This window comes from Dellaglioa sp. CoH-56-MRSF-11, assembly GCF_056782135.1.
On the sequence record NZ_JBXAYE010000001.1, the window covers coordinates 303,092 to 316,183 of the forward strand.

Consider the following 13,092-nt stretch of genomic DNA (forward strand, 5'->3'; position numbering starts at 1 on the left):
ATTGCGGAAACTGATAGGTCATTTTTATTAGAGGATTGTTAAAATGGATAAACAAATGAATTATTATAAAATTCCAAGGGATGAATGGCGTGGCTTTTATAAAACGAAACAGATTGATTTGTCACAACAAAAATTGAATGAAATTCAATCTGTTAATGATAAGATATCAGTTCAAGATGTGCAGGAAATTTACATGCCATTGGTTCATTTATTAAATATGACATTGTTGGGTAAGCAAGATTTGCAATCAAAAAAAGCAGATTTTCTAGGAATTAAAGATCAAAAATGGCCTTTTGTGATTGGAATTACGGGTAGTGTTGCAGTGGGTAAAAGTACAACGGCACGTTTGTTGCAATTATTACTCACAGCGTTATACCCAACAAAAAAGGTTCAAGCAATTACAACGGATGGCTTTTTATATCCTAATGAAACACTAATTCACCAGAATATCTTGGACCGTAAAGGTTTTCCAGAAAGTTATGACATGGAAAAACTAATTCTATTTTTAAACGACGTGAAAAGTGGTCTGAAAACTGAAGCACCAGTATATTCACATGATAGTTATGATATTGTACCTGGAATGGTACAAACAATTAATCAACCAGATATTTTGATTGTTGAAGGGATTAATGTTTTACAATTACCAAGTAACCAACAATTGTATGTTAGTGATTTCTTTGATTATTCAATTTATGTTGATGCTGATGCTGACTTAATTGAAAAATGGTATTTGGAACGTTTTGGTGTTCTTTTGAACACCTCTTTTCAGAAACCTGGAAATTACTATTATGATTATGCGATTGGTAACCACGATGAAGCATTTAAGTTGGCACGTAATGTCTGGAAAACCGTGAATTTAAAGAACTTACAAGAGTTCATTTTACCAACCAGAAATCGTGCTGATCTTATTTTAGAGAAGACAGATGAGCATCGAATTAATACCGTTTATTTACGCAAATATTAGAAAATAGAGATATTTTCACAGATTTTCATGAAAATTAAATCAAACGATTGACCAAGTGGGTTTCAATCAGTAGAATAGACGTAATAAGAAACTAAAAAATATGAAGAGGTGACTATTTTTGGCCAACGTTAGCATGCAAGATTTCGACAAAATTATCGTTCTTGATTTTGGTAGTCAATATAATCAATTAATTACTCGTCGTGTACGTGAATTCGGAATTTATTCTGAATTGTTATCACACAAGATTAGTGCAGCCGAAATAAAAGAGATTGCCCCTAAAGGTATCATTTTTTCTGGTGGCCCAAATAGTGTTTATGATGAAGATGCACTCAGAGTAGATCCTGAAATCTTTGAATTAGGTATTCCTATCTTAGGTATCTGTTACGGTATGCAACTAATGGCATATACAATGCCAGGTGGTAAAGTTGAAAGTGCAGATAACAAAGAATATGGTAAGGCTGAAATTGAGGTTACTAATCCAGAAGGAACTTTATTCAAAGGATTACCAGCTGAACAAACAGTTTGGATGAGTCATGGTGACTTAGTAACAGAAGTTCCTGATGGTTTTACATCAGTTGCAACTTCTGTTAACTGTCCTATTTCTGCAATGCAAAATCTTGATAAGAAATTCTATGGCCTTCAATTCCATACTGAAGTTCGCAACACTGAATTTGGGGATGACATTTTACGTCGTTTCGCATTTGATGTTTGTGAAGCTGAAAGTAACTGGTCAATGGCTGATTTTATTGATTTACAAATTGCTAAAATCCGCGAAACTGTTGGTGATAAAAAAGTCCTTCTTGGTTTATCAGGTGGGGTTGATTCTTCAGTTGTTGGTGTTTTATTGCACAAAGCAATTGGTAACCAACTAACAAGTATTTTCGTTGATCATGGTTTACTTCGTAAAAATGAAGCTGATCAAGTTATGGAAATGCTTGGCGGTAAATTTGGCTTGAATATCATTAAAGTTGATGCTCAAGAACGTTTCTTAGGTAAATTAGAAGGAATTTCTGATCCTGAAACGAAACGTAAAACAATTGGTAATGAATTCATCCGTGTCTTTGATGATGAAGCTACTAAGTTAAAAGGAATTGACTTCTTGGCTCAAGGAACACTTTACACTGATGTGATTGAATCTGGGACAGATACTGCCCAAACAATTAAATCTCATCATAATGTTGGTGGCCTTCCTGATGATATGCAATTTAGCTTAATCGAACCATTGCGAACATTATTCAAAGATGAAGTTCGTGAACTTGGCGAAAAAATGGGTATGAGTGAAGAATTAGTATGGCGTCAACCATTCCCAGGCCCTGGTCTTGGAATTCGTGTTCTTGGTGAAATTACTGAAGAAAAATTAACAATCGTTAGAGATAGTGATTTAATTTTACGTGAAGAAATTAAAAATGCTGGTCTTGATCGTGAAATCTGGCAATACTTTACTGTCTTACCGGGCATTAGAAGTGTTGGTGTGATGGGCGATGGACGTACTTATGACTACACAGTTGGTATCCGTGGTGTTACTTCAATTGATGGTATGACTGCTGATTTTGCTAGAATCCCTTGGGATGTCTTACAAAAAATCTCAGTCCGTATTGTAAACGAAGTCGCACATGTTAACCGCATCGTGTATGATATTACGAGCAAGCCGCCTTCAACAATCGAATGGGAATAGCGATGTAGGCCAATTTGAGCTAGAAAGAGTGATACAGAGGCATTTTGGATTTGCTCAAGGCAGCTCAAACTCCGCCAACTCCGCCAAAAAAATATGGTGCTCCGCCGAAACTCCGCCTAATTATGGTGGACAATCAATCGAAAACTCATTTAAGACTGCTAGAACTTACTTGGTTCTGGTGGCCTTTTTTAGTCTGGCGGAAAAATGAACTTGCGAGAATACACAGTAGAGTGCTTGGTATTTATGGGCTTAGGATATATAATTAAATAAGTTATTAATACTGTGGGGGGAAAGGCATTGGAGTCAGAAAATTTTGAATTACTGGAAAACACAGATATTACAACTTTCTTGATTGACCGACCGTGGATAACTTACCGAACAAATGCAGATCTTGACGCTCTGGGATCCAGATTTGGTTCTCCAAATCCAGAAGGTTCAAACAGATTACGCCGAATGAGTTCGATAATCAGTGCAACTCATGCAAATGATCGAACGGCTTCTTTATTATCGTTTCTATTTTCACCAGCACAGTTGCGACCGGTGATTAATGAGTATCTTTCTGGAAGTCAGTTTTCGCAACTGAAGGAAATTGATAACTTTATTCTGGAAGGCCTTACTGGTGATGAATCTAAGGACATCCTGATTGTAGCAGACGCAATTAAGCAGCGCGTAATCAGAGAGATAAACGCCATTCTTCTCTACAGCAACTTAAAACTCGTATCTAGTGGTAATTCGTGGGAAATTATCGCAGCAGATGAGAATGTAAAAGTCCTCGTGCCGATCAAGAGGATCAATTCAGGATACATTTCAGAGTTGTTGGCGCAGGGACAAGATGACTTGCAGGATAATGATTTTGACAGCGTAGTTACAAAGGCTAGAACACTTATCGAAGAGGTGTTTCTTCAAATATTGTCCGATAACGACGTAAAGTGTAAGCGTAATGGCGATATTGGTCAATATCGTAATTTGGTGGTTAAAACATTGGGAATGAGACCTTCTCGGGAGTGGAATCCACGTATTACGAAAATGATTAGTCACTTAAATGGAATCACCGATTTAATCGCAGAAATGCGCAATAAAGATGGCGATGCACATGCTAGCAATGAACGAGTAAAAATTCAGGCAGCAGAGGCGGAACTACTACTCAATACGTCTGTTAGTCTGGCTACCTACTATCTCAGAGTCAATGACAGACATGTACAGAGATAAAATAATAAATTGGAGTAATGAACGTGAAAAAGCAAACAAACAGTAACCTTCATGTATCACGTGCTGGAAAAACAGATGAGTTTTATACTAATATTTCAATGATTGAAAACGAGCTACGCCATTATCGTGAGTATTTCAAGGATAAGGTTGTGTTTTGTAATTGTGATGATCCAGCCATCAGTAATTTCTGGAAATACTTTCAGATTAACTTTTACATGTTAGGCCTAAAAAAACTAATATCTACGCACTATGAATCCGACAAACCCAGTTATAAATTGGAAATAATTAGACAAGATGACAAGATTGGACAACTTGCATTTTTACCGGATTACGTTGAAACACCACTAACTGGAGATGGCGATTTTCGAAGTCCGGAAGCAATTCAGTTACTTAAAGAAGCCGATATTGTCGTAACCAATCCCCCTTTCAGTCTATTTACTGATTACATCGCACAGTTAAGAGCTTTTCACAAAACATTCCTAGTGATTGGTAATCTCAACGCAATTACCTATAAAGAGGTACTGCCTTTAATTATGGCCAACGAAATTTGGCTAGGGTACAATTCTGGACACTTTTGGTTTAAGGTACCTGAAAGCTATGAGGCGAAGAAAACGGATTTCAAGATTGATGAAAATGGACAAAAATGGCGGAGAATGGGAAACATTTGCTGGTATACCAACTTAGATACGACACAACGTCACGAAAAGCTGACAATCTTCAAGAACTATTCTCCAGAGATATATCCAAAATATGATAACTATGATGCCATTGAGGTATCCCGTGTTGCGGATATTCCTTGTGACTACTTTGGTGTCATTGGTGTGCCAATTACTTACATGACGCGGTACAATCCAGATCAGTTTGAAATTGTTGATGTAAAAAGTTCAGGGCTTTTGTTGACTAAAAAAGATGGCACCGTTAAATCAATGTACAAGAGAGTGTTAATTCGCAACAAGGGAGGCCAAACGCATGCAAATTGAGAAAAAGGATATTCCAGTAAGCCAAATCGTAAACGGATATGTAGATTCCGATGAAGATGGTGTATATGGATATGACGGAAAATTAAATATTCGTCCGGCCTTTCAGCGTGAATTCGTCTACAAACCTAAGCAACGTGATGAAGTTATTAATACCGTCCGCAAGGGGTTCCCACTGAATGTTATGTATTGGGTTGTTGCAGAAGATGGACACTATGAAATTTTAGATGGACAGCAGCGAACAATCTCAATATGTCAATTTGTACAGGGTGATTACTCCATCAATTTCCAGTACTTTCACACGCTCACACAGGAAGAACAGCAGCAAATATTGGACTATCCTCTGACGGTTTATATTTGTACTGGTACAGATCGAGAAAAATTGGATTGGTTCAAAGTGATCAATACTGTTGGGGAACAGCTTACTGCACAAGAACTTAGAAATGCAATCTATACGGGGCCATGGTTGACAGATGCCAAGAAGTACTTTTCGAAATCACAGTGTCCCGCATATCAGATTGGCGGCGACTATTTAAATGGTTCTGCTATTCGACAAGACTTTTTGGAAACCACACTCAAGTGGATCTCGTCGAAACAGGATATTGAGCTTGAGGAGTACATGGCGCAGCACCAGCACGATGAAACGGCAATCGAACTGTGGCTATACTTTCAAAACGTAATTAATTGGACAACCTCTATTTTTCCTAACTATCGTAAGCTGATGAAGGGGATTGAATGGGGGTTTCTATACGATACTTATCATGAGAATACGTATAATCCGGCTACGCTCGAAGCTAGAGTTAGCGAGCTGATAGAGGACGAGGATGTTACCAAGCAGAAGGGGATATTTGAGTACGTGCTTGGCGGGCCAGAGCGCGTATTATCAATTCGGGCATTTAAGCCTAAGGACAAGCGAGCAGCATACGCAAAACAGAATGGAATCTGTCCGGTATGCGGCAAGCATTTTGAGTACGACGAGATGGAGGGCGATCATATTACTCCTTGGTCTCAAGGTGGGCATACAGTACTCTCCAATTTGCAAATGCTGTGCAAAGACGACAATCGAAAAAAATCCGGAGTATAATGCCAAGGAGCTAATATGGTACGAATAGATATGAGCACTGTAGCCGCGAGGGAAAAAGCATTCGGCGAATATGGAGATACGGTCTGGTTTATCTACAGGGTGTTTTCAGAAAGACTCAAGCGGCGTATGAAGGAGCAGGGCGTATCCAAATATCAAACTGCTGGGTTCAAGAATGCAAAAGAGTATAATGAGGCTCCAAGTTACCAACACGAAGTAAGTTATTCGATGGTTGACTCCATAACCGCACCTATTCCCCGATTGGATACGCGTCAGAATCCTTATCTAGTGCCTTCTTCCAAGTACTATCTACGATTTGTAGATACCTTGAATTTTAAGGATGTGTATGAGTGCATTTGGGGGTCTAATTATGAAATTAGAAACTATCTGCCTAATGTATTTGAGTCAGTGTGTAATGAAGCGCAATTCCAAAATAACCGACTAGGTAGCCTTATTAATGATATAAAGCAGACACAGCCTCTTAGGATTCCGAACAATACGATTCAACAAATATATGAAGGAATAAAAAGCGACTTGCTGAATGAGTGGGACAAATTCACAAGAGTTCGGAATCAAGAAACGAAAATAGCGACAGTAATTGACTTCGAAAGTAGTGCTGATAACGAAAGCATTGCCGCAGGAATCCCACTAATAGATAAGATTGATTCTGGCGGTGTCTCGAGAGAAGGGTTAGGTGAGGTTCTCGAACTTAAGCAACTTGGTGAACCATTAAAAAGATTTGTTGATTATCGGGTAACACCGCTGATAATGAATCGGTTTCTCCAACAAATATCAAAATAGTCACTTAGGGCGAAGTTTTAAAAACTTCGCCTTTTTTGATACACATCTTTTCCGATACGTCAATACCCGGTTTTTCGGGTGTCAAGACATTGGCGAAGCCTGATATATATATTGGGCGTAATTGAAGATAAGATGTAGTCAATCAAAGGCCTTTGATAAAAGTTAGTCTATTAAAACTGTGTTGGATGTTTATCCAGAAAAGGAGAAATGCATGAAACTAGCCAAGGTCAAACTTTCAGAAGTTGAAATTAGCAACGTTGAGAAGCCAAAAGCAGCTCGCGTGGTATCGGTATCAAAAAGTCCGCGCTACGCAGATAACGGTGATCCAATCAACGGATCGGTCGCAAAGGTAGTATGCCACATAGTAGATGCTGAACTTGCCAAAACATTGGAGAAATCTGGCGACGGGGTAGAGGACTTAAAGACGTATGCACTGGAACTTGTTGGGGATGAGAAGGATCTGCTGGAAATTTCTGAGGCAGAACTTTTGGGCACAGAGATTGAATTGAAAGACGCCAAGGTAATGCTTAAGTGGAGCGCGGGGCGTACTAGTGGCTGGCGTGACGTGAAGCTTGTTATGAATATTAGCGATGGGAAGTAGGCGTAGGTATGAGTGAAAAAAAGAAGCTATCTGTTTGGGCGTACTTGAATGAAGCTCAATATTGTCTCACGAACCGTGACGCATTCGATGTTAAAAGAATTGAGTCTTTGATTGCAGCTGCGTACAGAATTTTTACCGGCCAGCAAGTAGGAGACTTTGAAGAGGAGTTCTTGAATGATAAAAAACGCAAGGGAAACAATTAGCAGATTTTTGCCAGTCTCTACGCATACTGCGAAGCTGAGCATCTATGAATCCATTGATGAGGTTGATCAACGCAAGCAGGTACGGTCAAGATTATTGTTTAAGGTCTGGGCATGTGTTACAGTGCTAATCATTCTCTGGAGCTGCGCTAAGTGGACGTGGGCTAAAATAATTGGCCAAAAATCGGAATTAGATCTATGGCCAATTATCCTGATGCTTGGACTACTTGGAGTAGTTGTGTCTCTTGCTGGGGCTTGGAGATATCTCCACAGTAGATATTCGCCAGTTGAACGTTGGAAGATGGAACGTTTGCTTTGGCAATTTTCGGAAAACGTTAATTTGATTAAGCAAGGCGTGACTGGCCATGTCGCATACGTAAGATGGGGATATGTGGTCTCGAATGATGAAGTTAAGATCACGCTACTAACGGGTGGCCGTGTCAGCTCGGATTTCGAAGCGGATATTGGACGCCGCCTGGTTGCATTCCTCACCAAGGAGACGACAGCTTACTGGGAAATTCGTGATAAGAAGTCTGGAAACGGCATTATCGAAATTAACCTAACTCACAATAAGGATGAGCGAATTACAATCAACCGTTTGGACGCGTTGCAGACAAGCGAAAAGATCAATATTCAATTGACTGGCAGAATGTCGCTAACATCTAAACAGCCGATGGGGTTGATAGTCGGTCCAACAGGAACGGGGAAAACTAGTTTGCTAAAGGGCCTGATTATATCCTTCTTGGTAAATAATCCCGATAATGTCGTGTATACGATCGATGGTAAGGCAGCGTTCTTGGGTCAGTCGATGAAGCGTATTGGTAAGGTTGCCATGAATACGGAAGAGGCAATTCAGCTCGTTGACGAATTGTGCAAAATCATGGATCAGCGATACAAGGAGCTAAATGCAGATCCCGATGATGAGCGGGATATTACGCATTGCGAAAAATTTCATCAGGGTACGATTCTCCTTGTTGTCGATGAGCTACTGTCGCTGGTTGCAAACATGAAGGCTGAGGATCAGCAGAGGAAAACAGCCGACAAACTATATCCCCAATTCAACGCCAAACTGTTGTCCTTGATTACAAAGGGACGGCAGAGTTCTATCTCGGTTATTGTAGCGGGGCAAATGATGCCTGCGTCTGCGCTCCCAACAGAGGCCAGGAGTTCGCTAGGGATGCGGATCAGCTTAGGTAGAACGTCGCCTCAGCAAGCTCAGGAGGTGTTTGGAGAGAGTCACCATGATTTACCGTTAATTGATGCAAAAGAATTTGGTGGTGTCATTTGGCTGGATGGTTTGAATTGGGATGGGCCAAAAGCATTTTTACCGCCAAAATATGATGAAGATAAACTGCCGTTTAAAGCAACACTTACAATGCTTGCTGGTAGGCGTGGCGGTGGCGGAACGCCACAAGCTGCGACTGCCAGCGAGGACTTGCCTGTTACTTGACATACAGGCAAGATAAGCTGAAAAAATGAGCAAGAATAGCGGTGAGTATGAGTACAACGCCAAAGTTATTACATTTGAAGATCATATCGAAATTGTGAAATATGGCGTGCCAAGGGTTCACAAATCTCCAAAATTATTGAAAAATCCAGAGTCGAATATGCCTATAAATGTGTCATATAGTGATGAAACCCAACTCGTGCAGCAGGCATTTAGGATTAAGAGAAAGGTGAAATACTATCTAGAGGCAAATTCGTTCAATTTGTTTTGGACGCTTACGTTTGATGACTCGAAGGTGAATGCAAAGAACTATGAGTATGCACGAAGGCGGCTGCGTGCTTGGTTGAAGTATCAGCGCGAAAAGTTCGGTAGGTTTGACTACCTATTTATTCCTGAACTTCATCCTTCATCGGGTAGAATTCATTTTCATGGCGTTACTGGCGGACTTGCCCCACCTTTAACGCCTGCACGTTACCCCAAGAGTCAGCGGCTAATTAAGAAAAAGGGATTGCAGATATACAATGCAGATAGCTGGGAAAAGGGTTTTAGTACGGTAAGCCATATTGCCGACAAGCGTAAGGCAGCTAACTATATTACCAAATATATAACTAAAGAACTTCTACAAATACCGCACGCATATCATCAACCACGGTACTTTGTGAGCCATGGACTAAAGCAGCCGACTGTGGATTACTGGGATCTAGATGAAAGTTATTTCGCAATTTTTAGACCGAATTTTGTTGTTGGGCACTTGGACAGCCCAGATAGTGCGCTGGAAACAGATGTAGCAATTTACCAGATTGATATTACGAGCGATGGCAAGTTAGCGCAGGACAACGATATAAAGACCGTCTGGAAACTAAAAAATACGGTCGATTTTGGGAATGGAGGAGGCCCTTGAATGGAAAACAACACGGTTACGAAGAAAGACCTGATATCGCTTGGTTATCGTGAGAATACTGCTGCTGAATTAATTAGACAAGCAAAGCGGAGCATGGTACAACAAGGATATGAGTTTTATACCAATCGGCGCCTAGGTCGGGTACCGGTTGCAGCGGTTGAGGCAATTATTGGAGCATCCATTCGAAAGGATGCAGACGATGCCAAAGACTAAGTTCGCTGGTGTATACAGTGGCCAAAATGGCCGCTACTACTATGATATACAGTTGGGGGTGGATGAAAGTACCGGAAAAAGAATCCGGAAAAAGAGTCAAAAAGACGCGGATGGCCAGTTGTTCAAGTCAGCGACTGCTGCGCACAGGGAAGTTGTACGACTGAAAGCAGAATTTGATCGCGAGAGCGGCCATACCGTCTATGCGTTAACCTATGGCGTGTACATGCGAAAATCGTATATTCCTGCATACCAAGCTAGCGTACAAAAAGAAACGTTTGAAACGCGTAAGACTTCATTAAACGTCTTCGTACAAAAATTTGGAGATATAGAATTACGAAAGCTAGATGTTAGGCAGGTTCAGGGCTTTAGGAACTGGCTGCTTACAGATGCTGGTTACTCACAGAGCTATGCAAGTTTGGTCTTTGGTATGTTTCGTAAATCGCTGGATTTTGCGGTTGAGATGAATTACTTACCTAGTAATGTGTCAAAGCGTGTTAAGGCGATACCTAAGGGACGTGCTACGGTGCCGTATTGGACTAAGAGTGAGTTTCAAGCTGTACTAAACCAGATTTGTACTAGCGACTACTACGAACACCTGAACTTTGTCATGCTGTATGTTTACTTTATGACGGGTGTTCGTGTTAATGAGGGGATGGCGCTACAATGGGCGGACGTGGACTTCACGCATGCACAATTACGCGTTACTCACATGCTGGTAATCAAGACCAAACAAAATTGGGAACGGCATGACTACACTAAAACTGATAGCGGTTTGAGAACTATCTCCATAGATCGGGATACTTTGAAGGTGCTCCGTGTTTGGAAAAAACGTCAAACTCAGAATGGTTTTGGTAAGCAGGATGATTTTGTCTTTAGCTATGACGGAAGCCCGATGCTGAAATCAACGCTCATGCGGATAATCCATCGGTACGCCAAGTTGGCCAATGTTCACCCGATACAAGGGAAAGGACTTCGGCATAGTCATGCTAGTTACTTGATTAATGAGTTCAATGTATCAGTGCTTGTTCTGTCTAAACGGCTGGGGCACTCATCCCCGGAAATTACGTTAAGGCACTATGCGCACATGTATGTTGGTGCAGATAAGGAACTAGCACAGATGATGTCAGGTCATATAACCTATGCAGCACCAAAGGAATCTAAGGTGAAGTTTAATGGTAATCAGACTGTTGCTCCGCCGCAGCTCCGCCAATGAATAATAAACTGGCATAAATGCCGTTGTAACAACGATTGTAATCGACCGTTATAATTGAATGGGAATAAGCTTAAAAATGATAATCCTTTAGTATAAGGATTATTTTTTTTGCATGAAAGTAATCACAATCGTTTAAATAATTTTGAATCCTTGATTTAATGATGGATAATGATAAGCTAACAGTAAGATTGATATAAAAGGAGATTAACTATGATTTGGTTATGGATACATTTGATTACTTGGGTTGTGATAGCGGTTCTAGTGGCGCTCACAATTTTTACAAATACTAATACAAAAATTTATCAAATGATTACGAGACTGGGATATTTGATTTCAATTGCTAGTGGTATTATGTTGCTAGGGTACGCATGGCAAGGAAATCCAATTTTAACGGCCATTAAATTAGTTGTTGCCTTAATATTTATTGGACTAACTGAAATGACCTTTGCACGAAAAAATAAAAAGCAATTAAATAAAAGTATCATCTACGCGGTAGGCATCTGTTGCCTATGTGTGGGTGTTTTAGGATTAATGCTCGCAGGTGGAAGACCTTTTATTTAGACAATAAAATACTACATAATATTTAGGCGAAAATCTAAGTATTATGCGGTGTTTTTATTTTAAACAATTTAAATAAAATGCATTTAATCGATATAATTCTATTTGCTGAGCACTCTAACTTGACTGTGACGTAACAAGATAGTATATATTTATGTATATTGTAAATGTATAAAAAATACTTAATGGGGGTTAATTATTATGAAATCAGTTGTTGTAAAAAAATCAGGTGGCCCAGAAGTACTGGAAATTGTCGAACGCTCAATTCCAAATCCAACTCAAAATAAAACAGTTATAAAGATTCATGCTTTTCCAGTACACCGTTATGAGGTGCTAACTAGAGAAGGTGGATCACCTTCAGTTAAATTTCCGAGAGTAATAGGTGTTGAAGCTGTTGGTGAGGTCTATGAGCCTTCACAGGAAAGTAACTTAGAAAAAGGACAAAAGGTCGTAATTTTTATGGGTGGCCTTGGGCGTGAATTTGATGGTAGTTATCAAGAATATGCTTTAGTTCCTGATAATATCATTTATCCTGTAACATTCAATGGAACTTGGATAGAGTTAGCCAGTTATCCTGAAACTTTCTATACTGCTTTTGGGGCTTTAAAAGCAACACGATTTAAGGAAGGTCAATCTTTATTAATTCGTGGTGGAACTACTGGAGTTGGAATGGCTGCGTTATTGTTAGGAAAGGGATTTGGACTTTCTGTATCTAGTACAACAAGGCAAAACAACCGTAAAGAGTTGCTATATACTTTAGGAGCTAATGAAGTCATATTAGATCAAGATAATCATATTGAAACAAGTAACAAATTTGATGTGATAATTGACGTGGTAGGTACTACAACTGTAGAGGATTCCTTAGCACATCTTAAAACAGGAGGGTTTTACACGTTAGTTGGTCAATTGAGTGGGGAATGGTTATGGAAAGACTTTGACCCGTTCATCAACTTGGCGAATAAGTACGCGACAGTTTTTGATTCATCTAATGTTGATAGTTCTATGGTTAATGAGTTGTTTAATATTATTAATGAAAAACAGTTTCACTTTCCGATTTCTAAAGTTTTTAAACTAGATGATATTCAAGACGCTCATCGCTATTTGATGGAAAAAGACCGTCCAATCGGACAGGTTATTGTTACTAACGACTAGAGTGTCAGATTGAATTATTTAACTAATCTAAAAAAGTAGTTTCTAAGTTTCCAATATTTGGGTTCACTTCACATCTTTAGGTAACTTGTCTTCGGTATTA

At 39.7% G+C, this 13,092-nt stretch carries 14 protein-coding genes; all 14 read left to right on the plus strand.

Annotation, left to right across the window (positions count from 1 at the left end):
* Positions 1-43 precede the first annotated feature (43 nt).
* The 14 genes from coaA to AC1RPT_RS01485 all read left to right on the plus strand — a co-directional run bounded on the left by coaA (position 44) and on the right by AC1RPT_RS01485 (position 12,992).
* Positions 44-964: a type I pantothenate kinase gene (gene coaA / locus AC1RPT_RS01420; protein WP_481760911.1), complete on the plus strand. Its 921-nt coding sequence runs from the start codon at positions 44-46 to the stop codon at positions 962-964.
* A 133-nt stretch (positions 965-1,097) separates the two neighbouring features.
* On the plus strand, positions 1,098-2,639 hold the full coding sequence (gene guaA, locus AC1RPT_RS01425; RefSeq protein WP_481761138.1) for a glutamine-hydrolyzing GMP synthase: 1,542 nt from the start codon (positions 1,098-1,100) through the stop codon (positions 2,637-2,639).
* A gap of 297 nt (positions 2,640-2,936) precedes the next feature.
* On the plus strand, positions 2,937-3,848 hold the full coding sequence (locus AC1RPT_RS01430) for an abortive infection family protein (RefSeq protein ID WP_481760910.1): 912 nt from the start codon (positions 2,937-2,939) through the stop codon (positions 3,846-3,848).
* A gap of 17 nt (positions 3,849-3,865) precedes the next feature.
* Positions 3,866-4,828: an adenine-specific methyltransferase EcoRI family protein gene (locus AC1RPT_RS01435; RefSeq protein ID WP_481760909.1), complete on the plus strand. Its 963-nt coding sequence runs from the start codon at positions 3,866-3,868 to the stop codon at positions 4,826-4,828.
* Positions 4,818-5,909, plus strand: coding sequence for a GmrSD restriction endonuclease domain-containing protein (locus AC1RPT_RS01440; RefSeq protein WP_003588255.1), 1,092 nt, complete (start codon positions 4,818-4,820; stop codon positions 5,907-5,909). The genes AC1RPT_RS01435 and AC1RPT_RS01440 overlap by 11 nt, the downstream gene beginning before the upstream one ends.
* Positions 5,910-5,924: 15 nt before the next feature.
* Positions 5,925-6,707 carry a hypothetical protein gene (locus tag AC1RPT_RS01445; protein WP_481760908.1) on the plus strand — a complete coding sequence of 261 codons (783 nt, stop codon included), beginning with the start codon at positions 5,925-5,927 and terminating at the stop codon, positions 6,705-6,707.
* A 211-nt stretch (positions 6,708-6,918) separates the two neighbouring features.
* Positions 6,919-7,308: a hypothetical protein gene (locus tag AC1RPT_RS01450; RefSeq protein WP_481760907.1), complete on the plus strand. Its 390-nt coding sequence runs from the start codon at positions 6,919-6,921 to the stop codon at positions 7,306-7,308.
* Between the two features lie 8 nt (positions 7,309-7,316).
* Positions 7,317-7,511 carry a hypothetical protein gene (locus tag AC1RPT_RS01455; RefSeq protein WP_481760906.1) on the plus strand — a complete coding sequence of 65 codons (195 nt, stop codon included), beginning with the start codon at positions 7,317-7,319 and terminating at the stop codon, positions 7,509-7,511.
* Positions 7,483-8,958 (plus strand): FtsK/SpoIIIE domain-containing protein, encoded by a 1,476-nt coding sequence (locus tag AC1RPT_RS01460; RefSeq protein WP_481760905.1) that lies wholly within the window; start codon positions 7,483-7,485, stop codon positions 8,956-8,958. The genes AC1RPT_RS01455 and AC1RPT_RS01460 overlap by 29 nt, the downstream gene beginning before the upstream one ends.
* 25 nt (positions 8,959-8,983) lie before the next feature.
* On the plus strand, positions 8,984-9,856 hold the full coding sequence (locus tag AC1RPT_RS01465) for a rolling circle replication-associated protein (RefSeq protein WP_481760904.1): 873 nt from the start codon (positions 8,984-8,986) through the stop codon (positions 9,854-9,856).
* Positions 9,857-10,069, plus strand: a complete 213-nt coding sequence (locus tag AC1RPT_RS01470; protein WP_003599276.1) for a DUF3173 domain-containing protein — start codon at positions 9,857-9,859, stop codon at positions 10,067-10,069.
* Positions 10,056-11,282 (plus strand): tyrosine-type recombinase/integrase, encoded by a 1,227-nt coding sequence (locus AC1RPT_RS01475; RefSeq protein WP_481760903.1) that lies wholly within the window; start codon positions 10,056-10,058, stop codon positions 11,280-11,282. The genes AC1RPT_RS01470 and AC1RPT_RS01475 overlap by 14 nt, the downstream gene beginning before the upstream one ends.
* A gap of 210 nt (positions 11,283-11,492) precedes the next feature.
* Positions 11,493-11,843, plus strand: a complete 351-nt coding sequence (locus tag AC1RPT_RS01480; protein ID WP_409021639.1) for a YisL family protein — start codon at positions 11,493-11,495, stop codon at positions 11,841-11,843.
* A gap of 198 nt (positions 11,844-12,041) precedes the next feature.
* The gene (locus tag AC1RPT_RS01485; protein ID WP_481760902.1) at positions 12,042-12,992 is read left to right on the plus strand and encodes a zinc-binding dehydrogenase; all 951 of its coding nucleotides are present in this window, start codon (positions 12,042-12,044) and stop codon (positions 12,990-12,992) included.
* Positions 12,993-13,092 lie beyond the last annotated feature (100 nt).

Coding starts and splice junctions, on each gene's coding strand:
- AC1RPT_RS01470 (WP_003599276.1), top strand. CDS start 9,857: ATGGAAAACAACACGGTTACGAAGAAAGACCTGATATCGCTTGGTTAT.
- AC1RPT_RS01440 (WP_003588255.1), top strand. CDS start 4,818: ATGCAAATTGAGAAAAAGGATATTCCAGTAAGCCAAATCGTAAACGGA.
- AC1RPT_RS01445 (WP_481760908.1), top strand. CDS start 5,925: ATGGTACGAATAGATATGAGCACTGTAGCCGCGAGGGAAAAAGCATTC.
- AC1RPT_RS01450 (WP_481760907.1), top strand. CDS start 6,919: ATGAAACTAGCCAAGGTCAAACTTTCAGAAGTTGAAATTAGCAACGTT.
- AC1RPT_RS01460 (WP_481760905.1), top strand. CDS start 7,483: ATGATAAAAAACGCAAGGGAAACAATTAGCAGATTTTTGCCAGTCTCT.
- AC1RPT_RS01465 (WP_481760904.1), top strand. CDS start 8,984: ATGAGCAAGAATAGCGGTGAGTATGAGTACAACGCCAAAGTTATTACA.
- AC1RPT_RS01485 (WP_481760902.1), top strand. CDS start 12,042: ATGAAATCAGTTGTTGTAAAAAAATCAGGTGGCCCAGAAGTACTGGAA.
- guaA (WP_481761138.1), top strand. CDS start 1,098: ATGCAAGATTTCGACAAAATTATCGTTCTTGATTTTGGTAGTCAATAT.
- AC1RPT_RS01455 (WP_481760906.1), top strand. CDS start 7,317: ATGAGTGAAAAAAAGAAGCTATCTGTTTGGGCGTACTTGAATGAAGCT.
- AC1RPT_RS01475 (WP_481760903.1), top strand. CDS start 10,056: ATGCCAAAGACTAAGTTCGCTGGTGTATACAGTGGCCAAAATGGCCGC.
- AC1RPT_RS01480 (WP_409021639.1), top strand. CDS start 11,493: ATGATTTGGTTATGGATACATTTGATTACTTGGGTTGTGATAGCGGTT.
- coaA (WP_481760911.1), top strand. CDS start 44: ATGGATAAACAAATGAATTATTATAAAATTCCAAGGGATGAATGGCGT.
- AC1RPT_RS01435 (WP_481760909.1), top strand. CDS start 3,866: ATGAACGTGAAAAAGCAAACAAACAGTAACCTTCATGTATCACGTGCT.